The 16,670-nt window shown below is 68.7% G+C and carries 14 protein-coding genes and 3 pseudogenes; 9 read left to right on the top strand and 8 right to left on the bottom strand.

Annotated features, from left to right (window positions below; all coding sequences use genetic code 11):
- Together AB0G15_RS41970 and AB0G15_RS41965 are read left to right on the top strand one after the other, a co-directional pair.
- Positions 1-627: pseudogene (locus AB0G15_RS41970) on the top strand (IS5 family transposase); the annotation flags it as partial.
- A gap of 842 nt (positions 628-1,469) precedes the next feature.
- Entirely contained in the window at positions 1,470-1,775 is a 306-nt protein-coding gene (locus tag AB0G15_RS41965; protein WP_362851122.1) for a transposase, read from the top strand.
- Positions 1,776-1,879: 104 nt separating this feature from the next.
- Here the strand turns inward: AB0G15_RS41965 and AB0G15_RS41960 are convergent, their stop codons facing one another.
- A complete protein-coding gene (locus AB0G15_RS41960; RefSeq protein WP_362851121.1) occupies positions 1,880-2,635 on the bottom strand; it encodes a DinB family protein in 756 nt (251 codons plus the stop codon).
- A 46-nt stretch (positions 2,636-2,681) separates the two neighbouring features.
- Positions 2,682-2,822, bottom strand: a pseudogene (locus tag AB0G15_RS41955) (transposase); the annotation flags it as partial.
- A gap of 251 nt (positions 2,823-3,073) precedes the next feature.
- On the opposite strand from AB0G15_RS41955, the gene AB0G15_RS41950 reads away from it, so the two are divergent.
- Positions 3,074-3,283 (top strand): three-helix bundle dimerization domain-containing protein, encoded by a 210-nt coding sequence (locus AB0G15_RS41950; protein ID WP_362851120.1) that lies wholly within the window; start codon positions 3,074-3,076, stop codon positions 3,281-3,283.
- 267 nt (positions 3,284-3,550) lie between these two features.
- Here the strand turns inward: AB0G15_RS41950 and AB0G15_RS41945 are convergent, their stop codons facing one another.
- Positions 3,551-4,366: a glycerophosphodiester phosphodiesterase family protein gene (locus AB0G15_RS41945; protein ID WP_362851119.1), complete on the bottom strand. Its 816-nt coding sequence runs from the start codon at positions 4,364-4,366 to the stop codon at positions 3,551-3,553.
- 961 nt (positions 4,367-5,327) lie between these two features.
- Between AB0G15_RS41945 and AB0G15_RS41940 the strand changes: the two genes are divergently transcribed.
- From AB0G15_RS41940 to AB0G15_RS41920, 5 genes are all read left to right on the top strand, one after another.
- Positions 5,328-6,440, top strand: a complete 1,113-nt coding sequence (locus AB0G15_RS41940; RefSeq protein ID WP_362851118.1) for a hypothetical protein — start codon at positions 5,328-5,330, stop codon at positions 6,438-6,440.
- A 34-nt stretch (positions 6,441-6,474) separates the two neighbouring features.
- The gene (locus tag AB0G15_RS41935; protein ID WP_362851117.1) at positions 6,475-7,641 is read left to right on the top strand and encodes a toxic anion resistance protein; all 1,167 of its coding nucleotides are present in this window, start codon (positions 6,475-6,477) and stop codon (positions 7,639-7,641) included.
- Between the two features lie 116 nt (positions 7,642-7,757).
- Positions 7,758-9,347 carry a VWA domain-containing protein gene (locus AB0G15_RS41930; RefSeq protein WP_362851116.1) on the top strand — a complete coding sequence of 530 codons (1,590 nt, stop codon included), beginning with the start codon at positions 7,758-7,760 and terminating at the stop codon, positions 9,345-9,347.
- On the top strand, positions 9,334-9,963 hold the full coding sequence (locus tag AB0G15_RS41925) for a hypothetical protein (RefSeq protein ID WP_362851115.1): 630 nt from the start codon (positions 9,334-9,336) through the stop codon (positions 9,961-9,963). The genes AB0G15_RS41930 and AB0G15_RS41925 overlap by 14 nt, the downstream gene beginning before the upstream one ends.
- Positions 9,964-10,171: 208 nt before the next feature.
- A complete protein-coding gene (locus tag AB0G15_RS41920) occupies positions 10,172-11,956 on the top strand; it encodes a DUF4132 domain-containing protein (RefSeq protein ID WP_362851114.1) in 1,785 nt (594 codons plus the stop codon).
- On the opposite strand, the gene AB0G15_RS41915 is transcribed toward AB0G15_RS41920, so the two are convergent.
- From AB0G15_RS41915 to AB0G15_RS41895, 5 genes and pseudogenes are all read right to left on the bottom strand, one after another.
- Entirely contained in the window at positions 11,953-12,129 is a 177-nt protein-coding gene (locus tag AB0G15_RS41915) for a hypothetical protein (protein ID WP_362851113.1), read from the bottom strand. The genes AB0G15_RS41920 and AB0G15_RS41915 overlap by 4 nt on opposite strands.
- A 112-nt stretch (positions 12,130-12,241) precedes the next feature.
- Positions 12,242-14,152 carry a CocE/NonD family hydrolase gene (locus AB0G15_RS41910; RefSeq protein WP_362851112.1) on the bottom strand — a complete coding sequence of 637 codons (1,911 nt, stop codon included), beginning with the start codon at positions 14,150-14,152 and terminating at the stop codon, positions 12,242-12,244.
- 146 nt (positions 14,153-14,298) lie between these two features.
- On the bottom strand, positions 14,299-14,706 hold the full coding sequence (locus AB0G15_RS41905; RefSeq protein ID WP_362851111.1) for a hypothetical protein: 408 nt from the start codon (positions 14,704-14,706) through the stop codon (positions 14,299-14,301).
- Between the two features lie 82 nt (positions 14,707-14,788).
- Positions 14,789-16,018 carry a serine hydrolase domain-containing protein gene (locus AB0G15_RS41900; RefSeq protein WP_362851110.1) on the bottom strand — a complete coding sequence of 410 codons (1,230 nt, stop codon included), beginning with the start codon at positions 16,016-16,018 and terminating at the stop codon, positions 14,789-14,791.
- A 305-nt stretch (positions 16,019-16,323) separates the two neighbouring features.
- Positions 16,324-16,446 (bottom strand): annotated as a pseudogene (locus AB0G15_RS41895) (SDR family NAD(P)-dependent oxidoreductase); the annotation flags it as partial.
- Positions 16,447-16,566: 120 nt separating this feature from the next.
- Here AB0G15_RS41895 and AB0G15_RS41890 point away from each other — a divergent pair.
- On the top strand, positions 16,567-16,670 hold a 104-nt coding region (locus tag AB0G15_RS41890), incomplete at its 3' end, for a LysR family transcriptional regulator (protein ID WP_362850806.1).

Here is a 16,670-nt window from a genome sequence, read left to right as displayed (position 1 = left end):
GCTGTTCGGGGCTTCGTGGCAGACGGTGCACCGTCGTTTCGCCGAGTGGAGTGCCGCGCGGGTGTGGGCCAAGCTGTACCGGATCCTGCTGGATGGGCTGGGCGCGCGCGGTGAGCTGGACTGGTCGCGGTGCGCGATCGATTCGGTCAGCGTGCGGGCCGTCAAAGGGGGGAGCTGACAGGTCCGAATCCTGTCGATCGCGGCAAGAAGGGGTCGAAGATCCATTTGATCACCGAATGGACCGGTCTGCCCATCGCTGTCGCGATCAGCGCCGCCAACGTTCACGATAGCCAGGCCTTGGAACCGCTGGTGCGCAGCATCCCGCCGATCCGCTCCCGCCGCGGCCCGCGACGCCGCCGGCCGGGCAAGCTGCACGGCGACAAGGGCTACGACTACCCGCACCTGCGCTCCTTCCTGCGCGGCCGAGGCATCATCCCGCGCATCGCTCGCCGCGGGATCGAGTCCAGTCAGCGGCTGGGACGCCATCGGTGGGTCGTCGAGCGCACCGTTTCGTGGCTGGCTGGTTGCCGACGCTTACACCGGCGCTACGAGCGCCGGCCCGACCACTTCGCATCCTTCGTGGCCATCGCCGCGGCCCTCATTTGCTATCGCCGACTCTCCAAATGAGTCACCGTCTAAGTGGTCATTCACGGTATTCGCGATCTCGAACTGTTTTTGGTCGTGCTGGGAACCCTTATTCTACCCAGCCTTATTTGGAGATCTTTGCCCTGACCATCTTGATCACCTTTGGTTTAGATGGTGTTTGAGTTTCGCTCCTCCGGGTGAAGACGAAGGTCTGTCAAGTGTTCCAGGCGTCCGTGCGGGCGACCTCGGAGACCGGCTTCTGTCCAGCAAGCCCTCTACCTAGATGATCGGCAGAGGCCCGTACCAGGTCCGCGGGCCATGCGTGGGCTCGCGCAGGATCGCCCGCGCCCGTGAAGAAGTCAACTTATTGGTCTTTGCTGTTTCCGATTCCCCTTCGGGTAGGTCATCGCGAGCCCCGCGGAACCGCTCGACATCGAATCGCAAATTGGTACTTGGCAGGAAATTATGAATAATGGCCCGCGCGGTCGGACTGGTATTCAAAAACAGCCCCAGATCAGGCGCGAGGAAATGACCGAGCTGTGCGCGTGTGCTATCGCCAGTGGTGGTCCGTGCGAGGACTGCGAGCTAGGGGGGCCTGAATCCGCGAAGGAGCAATCCGCAATCGACGCCTCCCCGCTGACGCCCCGGGTGGATCGCCGCAGTGATGACCTGTGCGGCAATCTTTGCGCTCATGGCAGCCTCCTGGCCTTCTGCGAAGAGCCCTTCAGCGGACAACGGCACCAAACCAGCGATAACAACAGAACCATTGGGCCGCCACAGTGACGCTGAACCGCGCCGGGATTGCTGGAGGCTTTGGTCTGCCCCGGGTCCGGTGGAGTCGTTGATGTACTCCGGGTTCGGTGGAGTCGGTTTGGCTGACTCTCATGCCGACTGGTCGATCTGGTTCGCCACACCCCGCCCGGCGTCGGTGTCCGCCGGAGTTGAAAGAGCGGGCGGTGCCGATGGTGCAGGAGGCCACCGAGCAGTCCGGAGAATCGTTCGGCGTCATCACCCGCGTTGCCCGGCAGTTGGGCATCGGATCCGAATCGCTCCGTGACTGGGTCGGGCAGGCCCGGATCGACGGCGGTCAGCGGCCGGGGACCAGGACCGATGAGGCCAAGCGGATCGCCGAATTGGAGCGTGAGGTTCGTGAGGTGCGCCGTGCCAACGAGATCCTCAAGGCGGCGTGAATTGGATGCTTCAGCGTGGTCTTGTGGTCGACGTGACCGCCAGATGACAGTCCTGGCGGCACGCAATGCGGCTGGAGGTCATTTCCGGCCGGGCCGGTGCCGGTTCAGGAACCGGCCTCGAGCACGGCGAGGTCGCGCACCGCATAACGGTGATGCTCGGCCTCCTCCTTCAGCACCACCTTGAGGCAGCGGCGCACGAGGTACTCCTGGTCGGGATACGGGTCCGCCGGCCTGCGGCCGCATACCCGATCGAGCTCGGTCTCGGTGAGCCCGTCGACGAAACGCCGCATCGTGGCCATGCGGGCGAGCCGCGGCGCGAGCACCTCGTCGAGTGCCGGGGTGGCTTCGAGGGTGAGACCGAGCTTCGCCGCCGCGTCGGGCGGCATCCCGCCGGAAGGGAAGCCCAACGGGTGGTACGGCGCTTCCTCCTCCAGCACGGCGTTGCCGAGCCAGGCATCGCCGGCGAACAGCAGGTGCCGTTGGGTCTCGACCAACGACCACTCGCCGTTGACCTGCTCGTGCAGCTTGGCCTCGGGCAACAGCCCGGCGCGGTCGAGTGTCGCCGCCCACAGCGCCTCGACGGCATCCCAAGCAGCCCGGTAGTCGTCGGGGGACGCGGCCTCACGCGCCAGCACCCGCGCGGGGTGGCGCCGGTCGAGCTCGGCCTCGACGTAGGCGGTCACGTCGACGTCGTTGACGACGAGACGCTCGAAGTCGCCACCGAGGTAGACGTCGCCCCCATAGCAGTCGACGATCTTCAGACCGCTGACCTCGCAATCGCGGATCTCGAGACCGGCAAGGTCGCACAGGTGGATGCGGGCACCACGGAACTGGTCACTTTGGGCGTACTCGGCAGCCATCGAGGCAGTCTTCCGCATTCGTCCCGCCCGCGCCACCTTCGGAGGGCGATCCGGTTCGCAATCGCCACAAGATTCCGTTGATGACCTCGCGGTGGTCACGCCGGGGACTTCCCCCGCCATCGGTCGCGGGCGGCAGGGGCTCGATCCGTTGCCAGGCCTTGTCGGTCAGCTCACCTCGTCGCACCACGAACGATCATCGGACCGCACCCACCGTGATCATTTGTCGGACACCGCCGCCCAAGCCCGCCGCGACCTGCCCATCACCTCCTGACCTCCCCACGCCCCGGGGCACAGACGGCCCGATAGGGCGTGGCGCTCAACGCGCGTATGGCTTCCGTAACTGAACCAGAGGTTCAGGGGTATCCGATATCGATTCGGGGCAAGGAGGCCGAAGGCGCTGCAGATGGGTACGTGCCTGACGCCAACTTGGGAGGCTTCATGAGCATAGATGTCGCCGAACGAGAGCACCTGGCCCTCGGTGATCTTACCGACCGTTTGACGAAAGTCTTCGCCGGTACTCATGAGGCCGAGCGGGTGCACTCCACTGTGACGGCAATCCACCAGCGCTTCGACGACCGTCCGATCCGTGATTTCGTTCCCGTTTTCGTTGAGCGGATCGCCCGTAAGGAACTTGGCGGCTCCGCCTGAGGCGCTCGGCCCTCAACCCGGGCAGTTCCGCCGCGTGGGCGTGCACGACCTCCACGCCGGGGAAGCGACGGCCGAGGACGGCCAGGCGCGGGTTGAGCTCGACGGCCAGATGGCGGCCTCTGCCCCCCAGACGATCCTGGATGACCCGGGTGAAGGCGCCGGTTCCCGGTCCCAGCTCGACGACCGGCGGCTCCCGTGGCCGGGGATCCGGGGAGTCCCGGCCGGAGGGATCGCCGTCACGAGGAGCCGGGTGGGTGGTCCGCCCCCTCAGGGCGTCAGATCGGGTTTGTTGGTGATGATGCCGTCCACCCGGTAGGAGGTCACGCGCCGCATCGTCGCCGGATCGTCCACCGTCCAGGTGAAGACCTCCATGCGGTGGCGGTGGACGCGTCTGACGTACTCGGGGGTGAGCTCGTTGTAGGGCGGGTTGATCTGGTCGGCGAACCTCGCGAGTCGCGGGAGGTCGGCGATCGCGGGCGTGCCGATCAGGCCGATCGGGACGCCTGGCATGACCCGGTGGAACGTGCGCATCGAGTTCCAGTCGAACGACTGCACGACGAGCCGTCCGGGCCCCAGCCACGAGGGGTGGCGTCGCAGCTCGTCGGCGACGCGGGTCTCGATGCCCCGGTAGAGCCCCGGCGCCTTGATCTCCAGCAGCAGGCCGAGCCGGCTCGCACTCATCGCGCGCAGGGTCTCTCCGAGCGTGGGTACCGGCTCGCCCTTGTACTTCGCGTCGAACCACGAGCCCGCGTCCAGCCTGCGGATCTGCGCGAGGGTGAGGTCGCCGACCCTCCAGGGCGCCAGGCCGGGGAACACTCTCTCGGCGTTGGTGGTACGGGCCAGTGTCGTGTCGTGCATCAGGACCAGCTCGTGGTCCTTGGTCTCCTGGACGTCGAGCTCGAACATGTCGGCGCCCTGCGCGTCCGCCAGCTCGAAGGCCGCGACGGTGTTCTCCGGCGCGTACGCCGATGCCCCGCGGTGGGCGACCGTGGTGGGGGCCGGCGGCTGCGCGGCGGCCGGGGGAACGACCGCCGCCAGCACCGCCAGCGTGGTCATGACGGCGAGGCCGAGTCGTCGGAACATGGGTCTCCTCGACATCCGGGGAACGTCCTACGACCTTGAATCTGACCCGCGTTCATGACATCGAGTTGACATGCGAGTGGTTGGCCGATGCCGGGCAGATGAGCAATCGCCTCGGCGCCGCTGTGGCGCGCGTGTCGCTATGGCCCGGCGGGGGAGGGGGCACGTAAAACCGATACCAGGCCTCGCGGCGCCGGCCGGTCAACGCCGGCAACGTCAACGACGAATGGACCGGCCCAAGGGCCTGGTCGCCCAGATGGACGACGCCACGCGTTGAACCTTGGCGGCGAGCCGCCGACCGGGGGAGCAGTACGCCACCGGATCCAGGGGGGCGGAGAACTGCGGCAGGTCGCGCGGGCCGCGCGGCCGACCGCGGGACGGACGTCCTCGCGCGACCTGTCAGCACGGATCAACTGGCTGCTACCGGTCCAATCAGGAAGTATGCTTATAAATCTACATTGTAAAGGCGTCGGCTTGAAGTTCAAGATCATTTACAATGGGCTAAAGACTCAGCACCCAGAAGCAAGGCTCACCGCCCCGGTTTCGTCGAGCGGGTCGCCCGACAGGGAACTCGGTCGCTCCGTCTGAGATGCCCAGAGGGTTCGCCTGGTCACTGGTCGATGATCCCCGTCTCCGTTCCTTCGAGTCGGCCACGAGGTTGTCGATCCGGTGGATCCGCCGGCGAGGGTGGCCTTCGTGGTCGGTGCCGGGCGACTGCCCGGAGTTCACCGAGCCGACGGAGTCCAGCGTCTCGGTGCTTTCCAGCGGGTCGAGGCCGACGCCGGGGGATTTATGCGAGTTCCGGTGCGATGACGGCGACCGCCCTTCGAGCGGCGTATTGGTGAACGGAAAGTGAATTGTCGCTACGTTGTGAGTGCCTCGCTCCGCGCTGTCGTCGTTAATCACATAATTCAATTACGACCGCTATTTCATAGCGATACGGGGCAAGCTTTCGAGGAATCACATGAGGCGTTGGATCGGTGTCGGGCTGGCGCTGCTCCTCGGCGCCGCCGTGGTGGCGGCGATCGTGGTGGGCAACGGCGGCGAGGCGGGGACGAGGGAGCTCACCTTGGTCCGGGGGGTGATCGGTTCGGAGAAGAAGCCGTTCTTCGACGATCCGAGGGTGCGGGCGGTCTTCGCCGCGCACGGTCTTCGGGTGGAGGTCGACACCTCCGGGTCGCGCCAGATCGCGACCTCGGTGGACCTGGGGAAATACGGCTTCGCGTTTCCGTCCAGCGCTCCGGCGGCCGAGAAGATCAGGCGTGACCGGGGTGTCGCCCGCACGTTCGCGCCGTTCTCCTCGCCCATGGCGGTCGCCACTTTCGCCCCGATCGTGGAGGTGCTCACCAGGGCGGGCGTCGTACGGGACTCCGGTCAGGGTTACCAGGTGCTCGATATCCAGAAATATCTGGTTTTGGTGGCGAAAGGCACTCGGTGGGATAAATTGCCGGATAATACGGTTTATCCGGCGCGCAAGCGTGTGCTGCTCACCACCACCGACATCCGTACCTCCAACTCCGCGGCGATGTACCTGGCGATCGCCGGTTACGTGGCCAACGGCGACGACGTGGTCACCTCCGACGAGCGGGGGGCCAGGGTCGCCCAGGCCGTCGCCCCTCTCTTCCTCGACCAGGGCTACTCCGAGACCTCCACCGAGGCGCCGTTCGAGGACTACCTGTCCCTGGGGATGGGGAAGACGCCCATGGTCGTGATCTACGAGGCGCAGTACGCCTCGCGCCTGTTCGCCGGGGACGGCTCGATCCGCCCCGACATGCGGCTGCTCTACCCCTCGCCCACGGTCTTGAGCAAGCACACGCTCGTACCGCTGGGCGAGCGGGGCACCGAGGTCGGCCGCCTCCTGCAGGAGGACCCGGAACTCGGGCGCCTCGCGGCCCTGTACGGCTTCCGCACCGCCGCCCCCCGGGCTTTCGACGATCTCGTGGCGAAGGTGGGGGCTCCGCTGCCACCCGGCCTGGTCGACGTGGTGGAGCCTCCCGACCACGAGCGGCTGGAGGGCATGATCTCCGCGGTCGAGACGCTCTACCGCTCCGGAGCGGTCCCCTCGTCCACCCCCTGACCTCACCTTCCCAGCGTTTCGAGGAGAGACCACCGTGAGCGATCTCGTGCTCAGCCCGCCCGAACCCGTGGCCAAGGTGCCCACGGAGAAGGCGGCCACCATGCTGCCGGTTCCGGAGGGGCGGGAGACGGAACTGGCGGAGAAGGCCCGCGGTTTCGCCGAGGAGCTGGACGGCCTGGACCCCAGATCGCCGGAGTTCGCCCGGAAGGTGCACGACATCACCTCCATGGGCGACTCGGAGATCCGGGCCTCCTCCCAGGTGGCGAACCGCATGCTGGGGCGCCCGGTGGCCGCGCTGGCGTCCGCGCGGGGCGAGGGCCGGGACGCGCAGGCGGCGGTGGCGGGACAGCTGGTCGCGCTGCGCCGCACGATCGTCGACCTCGATCCCAAGCAGACGTCCGGCCCGGCCAGGAGGCTGCTGGGACTGATCCCGTTCGGCGACCGGCTGCGCGACTACTTCGCGAAGTACCAGTCGGCGCAGAAACACCTCGACGACATCATCCGCGCTCTCAAATCCGGGCAGGACGAGTTGCGTAAGGACAACGCGGCCATCGAGGGTGAGAAGACCAACCTGTGGGAGTCGATGAAGCGCCTGCAGGAGTACGCGCTGCTCGCCGCCGCCCTCGACGCCGCGGTGGAAGAGAAGATCGTGTATGTCGAGGCGGCCGAGCCGGAGAAGGCCACCGCGCTGCGCTCGGACGCGCTGTTCGGCATCCGGCAGAAGCACCAGGATCTGCTGACCCAGCTCGCGGTGTCCGCCCAGGGGTATCTCGCCCTGGACCTGATCCGCAGGAACAACCTCGAGTTGATCAAAGGTGTGGATCGGGCGACCACGACGACGGTCGCGGCGCTGCGCACGGCCGTGACCGTGGCTCAGGCCCTCGCCAACCAGAAGCTCGTGCTCGACCAGATCGCCGCGCTGAACGCCACCACCTCCGACCTGATCGTGGCGACCAGCGAGATGCTGCGTACGCAGGCCGCCGGCATCCAGACCCAGGCGGCCTCGACCGCGGTCGGCATGGACGCGTTGCGCAAGGCGTTCGACAACATCTACGCCACCATGGACATGATCGACACGTTCAAGGCCAAGGCCGTGGAGAACATGGCGATCACCGTGGACAGCCTGACCGTCGAGCTGGACCACGCGCGCACGTACCTGGAGCGCTCCCGGCGCGGCGACGAGCAGGAACTCCAGCGATGAGGGGTCCGGCGCCCGGTGCGTCACCGGACTCTTGCCCGGCCTGGTCGGCATCCGGCGTGCCGCTCGGTTCACGCTCGGCTGGGCCGGCGCTCGGTGTGCGGGCGGGTGGTCGCCGGGTGAGGCGGGCGCTCGCCGTACTGGTCCCGCTGGTCCTGCTGGTGGTGTCGGCCGCGTGCGGCGGGGCCGACACGCCCGACATCTCCGACACTCCCGTCGATGGCCCCGATGTGCTCCGCGTTCTCGTGGGAAGCGAGGTCGGCGACCTGGAACCGTTGCTCAGGCGGGCCCAGGACGCCGTCGGCGTGCGGGTCACGCTGTCGTATGCCGGAACGCTCGACGGGGCCGAGCAGGTGGCGAGTGGCGGCGCGGACGGGCGGTACGACGCGACGTGGTTCTCCTCCAACCGCTACCTGTCGCTGATCGACGGGGCGGCCGCGCGGCTCTCGACCCAGACCAAGGTCATGGTCTCGCCCGTGCTGCTCGGGCTCAGGGCGTCCAAGGCCCGCGAGCTCGGGTGGGATGCCAAGCCGGTGACCTGGAGTGACATCGCCTCGGCCGCGCGAGCCGGGAAGTTCACCTTCGGCATGACCAGCCCCGCCGCGTCCAACTCCGGGTTCTCGGCGTTGGTCGGCGTGACGGCGGCGCTCTCCGACGCCGGTGAGGCCCTGGAGGAGGCTCAGATAACCGCGGTGACTCCCCGGCTGAAGGAGTTCTTCTCGGCGCAGACGCTCACCTCCGGTTCCTCCGGCTGGCTCGCGGACGCGTACACCAAGGAGGGCGCGGTGGACGGGCTTGTGAACTACGAGTCGGTGCTGCTGGGCCTCAATGCCTCCGGAAGGCTCTCCGAGCCGCTCACGCTGGTGTATCCGGGCGACGGGGTGGTGACGGCCGATTACCCGCTCACGCTTCTGAGTTCCGCGCCCCCGGAGAAGAAGGAGCTGTACGGCAAGCTCGCCGCCTGGCTGCGCACGCCGGAGATCCAGCGGGAGATCATGACCACCACCCACCGCAGGCCCATCGTCCCCGAGGTCAGGCCGGAGCCGCGTTTCGGGATCGCGTCGCTGGTGGAGCTGCCCTTCCCCAACCGGCGCGGCGTGGCCGACGAGCTGATCGGCGTCTATCTCAACCAGGTGCGCAGGCCGTCGCGGACCCTGTTCGTGCTGGACACCTCCGGTTCGATGAGAGGGGAGCGGATCGAGGCGCTCAAGCAGGCGCTGACCGCCCTGTCGGGCGCCGACACCTCCGCCAGCGGGTCGTTCTCGCGCTTCCGTGACCGCGAGAGGGTCACGATGATCCCGTTCAGCACGGGCCCGGGCAGTCCGCAGACGTTCACCTTGCCCGAGCGTGACGCCGAGCCGGTGCTCCAGCGGATCCGTTCCTACGGCGAGGGGTTGCGGGCCGACGGCGGCACCGCGATCTTCGACAGTCTGCGGGCCGCCTACGAGCAGGTGCGGTCCTTGCCGTCGGAGGAGTTCACCTCGATCGTGCTGATGACGGACGGCGAGAACACCGACGGCGGCTCCTATGACGACTTCGCCGCCTACTACGCGTCATTGCCCGTGAAGTTCCGGACGTTCGTCGTGCTCTTCGGTGACAGCGACGTCGAGGAGATGCGGCGGATCGCCGAGCTCACCGGCGGGGCGACCTTCGACGCCCGGCAGGGGTCGCTGGCCACGGCCTTCAAGGAGATCCGTGGCTACCAGTAGCCTGGGAGGGCGGATTCTCGCCTATGCCGGGTCGACCAGGAACATCGCCGGGTGCGCGCTGGCGCTCGTCGGGGTGGTCCTGGTGTTCCTCGGCGTTGCCGGGACGTTCTGGCCCGTCGTGGTCGCCGGGTTGTACGGTGTCGGGGCGCTGCTCGCTCCGGCGGACCGGGTGAGGCTCACGATCTCGCATGCCGAGGTGGAGTCGCGGCGGTTGCGTGCCGACCTGGACACCTTGCTGGCCGGGGTCGGCGAAAACCGGTTTCCCGACGACGTGACGACGCGCGTCGGCGCGCTCGCCGAGGTGCTGCGTGACATCCTGCGGCGGGCGGGCACGCTCACCTCCTCACCCGAGCACCTGCACATCGTGTCGCAGACGATCAGGGATTATCTGCCGTCCAGCCTGGAGGCGTACGCGAACCTGCCTCGCTCCCGCGCGCTCACGCGGCGCGGCGAGCGGGAGCGCAGCGCGCACGAGGAGTTGCTGGCCCAGCTCGACCTGCTGGACATCCGGCTGCGTGAGGTGGCCGAGTCGGTCTACCGGGGTGACGAGCAGGCCCTGCGCGACCAGGGCAGATTTCTGCGGGACCGGTTCGGTGGCTCCGGCCTGGATCTCTGATCTGGTCGCCCGGCGTCTTCGTGGGCGGGAAGAGGCCCCGTCTCGATCGTTTTCGTGCCGGTGAGGTCATCGAGCGGGAAGTTGTCGTCACGGTGTCACGAGCCGGTGCCAGGTTCACTGAGCCGGGACACCGAGGTCTTGAGCGACCCGCTGGTAGTCGTCCAGAACGGCGATCTTCATTCGGACCTCGTGCGCCTACGATCATGGGGTGACGTTCGCAGGCAATTGGGATCATCTGGAACCGGCCACCAGGGAGGCCTACCGGCGTTTCGACGTCCTCACCGAGCAGGGCCTCGACCCCGGCCCTGACACCGACTGGCGCCTCTACGGCACCTATGCCCACACCAAGCTCTGGCTCAGCCCGCAGGGCGGCCACGACTACGACGAGCGTGTCCTGCGCCTGGTCCGCACCGTGGCCGGGCGCGCCGTCGACTGGACGCCCGACGACGCCTGGAACCTGGCCGAACGCGCCGGCTACTGGGCCCGCCAGGGCCACACCCGCCACGAGGAGCTCTATCGGATCCCGCTGTCGGCCGCTCACCTGCTCCATCCGCAACAGCGCCGCGACCTGTTCGGCCACCTGACGGACCTCGGAGAGCTCCAGCCGCTCCTGGAGGGTCTGCTCACCGAGGAGGGTCCGGCCGGTGCGGTCAGGAACGTGATCGGGGAGGCCGACCCCTTGGCCACGATGCTGGCCGAGGAGTATGGTTCCCGCCTGGCCGGAATGCTGCCGCTGCTGCGCCACTGGGCCACCGCCGACACGCCGGCTCCGGGCGACGGCTGGTTGCCGGTCGTCTGCGACCTGCTCACTCCTGAGGCCATCGCCCTGGTCCACGAGCTGGTCACCCGCCTGGCCGCCTACCGGGGCGGTCCGTTCGTCTGCCACCACGCCGGCATCAGCTGGAGCGAGGACCGCTTCTTGAAGGGCCGGACCGTCTCGGTGGCGCGCGGCCTGATCTGGGCCTGCGAGGTCATTGACGAGCCGTGGGTCCCGTCGCTGCTCGCCGACGTCGCCGTCACCTGCGGCACCGGCCACGATGGCCCCGGCTCCACCTGCCGCAGCGAGACCGTCGCCGACGGGGCCGTCGGCGTGCTGGCCCGCCGGGGCGCACCCGAGACAGTCATCCCGCTGGCGTTCATTCAGGCGCGGGTGCGGGTGGCGTCTGTACAGGAGAGTGTCACTCGCGCGCTCGACGCGCTCGCCGGCGTGGCCGCGCTGACCTGCGACCAGTTCCTCGACCGTGCTCTGCCCGCCGCCGACGCCACGCCCAGAGAGGTCGAGCAGGCGCGCGCGGCCGCGCGCTACCGCCTGGAACAGGCGCTCATCCACCAGCGCGAATGGCCCTGGCGTGAGGTCGGCGAGCACCTCCTCGATCACCCCGTCACCGGCTCCGACGCCTGCGCCCTGGTGTGGCGGGTTCCCGGCGGTCCCTCGGGCCTGCCGGTCAGAACCGTCGACGGCTGGGAACTGGCCGGGTGCCGCCCCGAGGGCCCGGTCGCCTTGTGGCATCCGGCCGGCGCAAGCGCCGAGGAGGTGGGCGCGTGGCGCGAGAGGGGTCTGGCGCAGCCGTTCGAACAAGTCCTCCGCGAGGTGTACGCGGAAGAGCCGGCCCGCGTCGCCGGTCACGTCGTGCGCTACGATCTGGCCCGGGCGGAGCTGATCCGGCACGGTTGGACCGGCGTGTCGATCGGCTACTGGGAGTACGACTGTCACGAGGGGCAGGGCGAGGTGGTGCGCGACCTTGCGGGCTGGCGGGCCCGCTGGCTCCTGCGCGTCGTCGAGGGCATGTCCGATGAGGGATGGGACCTGGACGCGCTGTGCGCGACCAACCCGATGACCTTCCACCGCGACGGCCGGGAGGTGCCTGCGGCGTCGGTGCCGCCGCTGGTGCGGTCGGAGATCCTCCGAGAGGCCGACCTCACAGTCGCCGTCGCCTCGGCCGGCTTGGATGCCCAGCACCTGGTCGACTACTACGACGGGTATTGGCACTAGAAGTTATGCGGTACCGACACGACGATGCCCGGGATGGCGGCCTCGTTGCCGTCGGTGTCGCCGCGGGCGGGGTTGCGTGGTTTGGGGACGACGTCGCCGCCCCGTCGCCGGAACTCCTCGATCGCCTCGCCGGCGCTCTGCCGCGGGCGGTCGCAGGCTTCGTGCCCCGCCATGGACCCGTCAGGATTCTTTAGGGTTGAGCGCGATCACTCAGGGACAGCGCCTGGCCATGGCGAGTGCCCGGGCCGGGCTCGGTGGCCAGCGCCGTGCCACCGGGCGCAGGCGTCATCCGCTCGGGTCACGTCCGCTGGGTGTGCTGTTGAGCAGTGGCAGCGAGATCGAGGTGCCGGCCAGGTCGATGGTGACTTTGGCGCCGGTGCCGGGTTCGGCGTCGGCGCCGGTGCCGTTGGCGCTCTCGTCGAGGTTGAAGTCGTCGTTGGCTCCGGTCAGCACCAGGCCGAGGCGGTGGCCGGCCTTGAACTCGTAGTCCTGCGGCAGCATCTTCCAGCTGATCTGGTACGTCCTGCCCGGCGTCAGCGGTGTCTGGCGGCTGAGCGATCGGTGGTTCTGCGCGTCCAGGATTCCGCGGGTGACCACGTTCATGCCGGAGGTGGAGATGTTGTCGCCGGCCTTGAGGTAGCAGCCGTCGTCGTCGGCCGTGCTTTGGCCGACGCAGTCCTCACCGCCGATGAACGTGAGGCCTTCGTCGGAGGCCGGGCCCTGGGCGCGGTAGTCGATGCGGGTGTCGGTGCCGTAGTCGACGAGCAGGACGCCCAGGTTGGCGGTGGGTTTGTCCAGCTTGAGGCGCAGGTTCACCGACGGCGTTCCGGACAGTCTTGTCGCCTTCTGCAGCGGCGGGGTCAGGAAGGCCAGCCGGTTCGGGTTGGTGGTGGTGGGCTGGTCGGCCATCGCGATCTCGGTCTGGGCGGTGTCGAGGTAGCTGCCGGTGCCGGTCGAGGGCCGGCGGCCCAGGGAACCGTCCTGCTGCGGCCGCAGGGTCGTCGTCCGCGCCGCGGGAGCGGGCCATTCGGTCTGGGCGATCCAGCGGTCCGGGCCGAGCTGCACGTCGACGCGAGGCCGGCGCATGATGTCGTTGGAGAGGCCCATCAGTTCGTGGTCGAACCACTGGTGCAGGGTGTCGAGCCATACCTGGCGGCGGGCCCAGAACGGGTCGAGATGCCCGTACTGCGTCACCCACGCCTTGCGCTGCGCGGTGCGGGGCAGCTTGGCCCACCACTCGGAGAACTGGCTGCCCACCACGTTGCGGTCCTGCATGCCCATCACCGAGAAGACGCTGGCGCGGACGTTGCGCGCCTTGGAGATCGACCCGTTTCGGTAGTCGCGTTCGTGCCAGTAGGCGTTGTAGTTGCCGGTGGCGTCGTCGGAGTCTTCGAGCAGCTTCTGGCGCACCGCCGCGCACTTCTCGTCCGGGTCCTTGTCGACCCGCTTGGCCTGCCAGGACGCCGCGCCCTTGAACCAGGTGACGGTGCCGTTGTTGCGTGAGTTCTCGTAGCCGCTGGTGTAGCCGGAGATGTTCACGATCGTCTCCAGGCCCCGCACGCCGGTGCCGGCGACGGCGGCGCCGAGCGCTCCCTCGTAGGAGTGGCCGATCATCGCGGTGCTGCCGGTGGTCCAGGTGGCCTTGACTGGTTTGCCCTGGTCGTCGTAGGCGGTCGCGCGGCCGTTCAGCCAGTCGACGACCGCCTTGCCGCCGAGCACGTCGGAGGCGCCGTAGGAGGTCGGGCAGCCGTCGGAGAGCCTGGTGCCGATCATGTCGACGGACACGAACGCATACCCGCGGGGCACGAAGTAGTTGTCGAAATACATCGGGAACTTCTTCACGTTCCCGTTCGCGTCGTAGGTCTTCTTCTCGATCTCGTAGCCGACACCCGGATCGTCGTAGTACGGGCTCTCCTGCATGATCACCGGGACCTTGAGCCCGGAGCCGGACTCCTTCGGCCGGACGATGTCCACCCGGACCAGGTCCTTCTTGCCGTCGCCGTCGCTGTCCACCGGCGACTGCACCCGGACGTGCTCACGGATGGCGTCGGCGTAGGAGAAGACGGGCTGGGTGACCCCGCGGGAGACTTTGATCTCCGGTGTCGCCGTCGCGGATGCGACGGGAGCGGTGGCGACCACGAGCGTGGTCGTGAGAGGAACTGCGGCGAGGAGGCCTCGCCGTGGGAAGTTCGACATGTGTTTTCCTTGGGGCTGTTTACTGCTGGCGATGAGCGTGCGCAGGTGAAGCGGCGGTCTGGGGGTGGGGGAGCCGCCCTTGTCGTCGTGCCGCGGAGCCCGGAGCGGACCTGTGACAAGCGGTAGCCGTGCCGGCCGGCCTGCTCTCAGGCGGCGTCGAGCGCTTCGGTGATCTTGCGGCTCATGTCCGCCACCGTGGGGCTGGGCCGGCCTTGGTGGGTACGGGCGGCGGCTTCGATGGCGACCAGGACGGTGCGGCGGAAGTTGTCGGCCTCGGCCGGAGCCTGCTGCTTGAGCAGGCTCATGGCTTCCGTCAGGGCCGGTAGCACCTGGTCGGCGATGGCGGCTACGGACGTGTGGTCCAGCTTCATGTCCTTGGGGTAGGTGGCGAGCGCATGCCCGATCAGGCCGGTGGCCGAGGCCAGGGCGATGGAGCCCTCGGTGGCGCTCTTGTGGGGCTTGCCGGCGGCCTCGGCGGCGGACATCAGCGTGACGGCGCCGTAGGCGGCGGTGCGCAGGGTGAGCTTGTCCTGGTCGGTCAGGGTGAGGGACATGGCGGGGTGCTCCTTGGAGTCGGTGGTGGAAGGTGATCGCCGAGGACGGCTCTGCTGGGGGCGAACGGGGGCGAACTTGGTGTCAGGCGTCGATGGCCTGGTAGAGCGTGGTCCAGAAGTCGTTCATCAGGTGGGCGGGGTTGGGCACCGTGTAGCCGAGCTGACAGAGCAGGATGCCGGTGAGCTGGTTGGCCGGGTCGGCGTAGGCGGAGGTGCCGGCCCCGCCGTCCCAGCCGAACTGGCCGATCGGGGCGTAGTCGCCGCGGTAGGTGCGTACCGCCATGCCCAGGCCCCAGCCGCCCTGCTGGCCCTGGCCGAAGGAGATGTGCACGTTGCCGGTGGCCAGGGCGGTGCGGGCGGCGTTCTGCTCGGGGGTGAGCCGGTTGGTGGTCATCAGCTCCACGGCTGGCCGGGACAGGATGCGCCGGCCGTTGTGGACGCCGCCGTTGAGCAGCATCCGGAAGTAGGCGTGGTAGTCGTCGGCGGTGGAGACGAGGCCGCCGCCGCCGCCCTGGAACGCCGGCGGCTTGCTCCAGCGTCCGTCCTGGGGCTCGTCCCAGGCGAGGAACTCGCCCGTGGCGGGGTCGGGGGCGTACAGGGTGGGCAGCCGGTCGATCTTCTCGGCGGGCACGTGGAAGCCGGTGTCGGTCATGCCGAGGGGTTCGAAGATGCGCTCACCCAGGAACGCCTCGAAGGTCTGGCCGGTGACCCGGGAGACCAGGACGCCGACCAGGTCGCTGCCGATGTGGTACTGCCACTGCTCGCCGGGCTGGTACATCAGCGGCAGCTCGCCCAGGCGGCGCATCCACTCGTCCTGCTCGGGCACCTCGGTCGGCAGGTTGGGGGTCAGGCCCTGCGCGAAGACCGCGTTCATGATCGGCTTGCCCAGCGCGGTGAAGTCCATGCCGAGGCCGAAGGTGCAGGTGAGGATGTCACGGACGGTGATCGGGCGGCGGGCCGGCACGGTGTCGTCCAGCTCAGCGTCCGGCCGGGTCAGCACCTGGCGGTCGGCCAGCTCGGGCAGCCACGGGTCCACCACGTCGTCCAGCCGCAGCCGGCACTCGTCCAGCAGGACCATCGCGGCCGCGATGGTGACCGGCTTGGAGGTGGAGGCCATGCGGAAGATCGTGTCCCGGCGCATCGGCGCGCCGCCGTCGTGCCGCATCGTGCCGAGCGTCTCGACGTGCGTCTGGCCGCCCCGGCTGACCAGGGCCACCAGGCCGGGGATCTTCCCGGAGTCGACATGCCGTGCCAGCACCTCGCGCAGCCTGCGCAGTCCGGTTGCGGTGAAGCCGGAGTTGTTCTGTCCCATGATGAAAATTCCTTGTCTACAGTGTTCGATCTTGCGAAACCCGTCCTGGTGCGGCGCTTGTGAGCATCCATGAGCGACGCGCCGGGGCCGGGGTGCGTAGGGCGTGGCCTGGTGCGTGGCCCCGGAGGCCGCGACCGCCGAACCGTTCCTGGCATCCACCATCGCCGGACGCACTGATGCCGGGCCGTCGCCGTCCTGACACCGCCGCTGACACGCGACCGGAAGCAGGGCGCTCAGATCCGAGGGCCGAGGAAGCAGCCGCCGGAGGCGTCGATGACCTGCCCGGTCACCCAGCGACCCGCCGCCTCGTTGCCGCCGTGGTGCACGGCCGCCAGCGCCCCGTCGGCCGCCAGCCGCCGCGCGACCGCCCGCCCGATGCCCCGCGAAGCCCCGGTCACCAACGCGGTCTTGCCCAGCAAAGGCGTCACCTTGTCACTCCAGAAATGGTGCGAATCTCCCGGTGACCAGGATCGGCGCGAAGAACCACCTGAAACAATGACAACTCACGCAAGGCAGCATTAACCCCGGGGTTAACACGAGGGAGGATCGTGGAACTGCGCGACATCGAGATCTTCCTGACCCTGGCCGAAGAGCTGCACTTCGGCCGGACCGCCGAACGGCTGCGCGTCACCCCCGCCCGCATCACCCAGGC

This window comes from Streptosporangium sp. NPDC023825, assembly GCF_040639575.1.
In the GTDB taxonomy this organism is placed as follows: Bacteria; Actinomycetota; Actinomycetes; order Streptosporangiales; family Streptosporangiaceae; genus Streptosporangium.
Note: the sequence above shows the minus strand (reverse complement) of the source record. Positions and strands in the feature narration are given on the sequence as shown.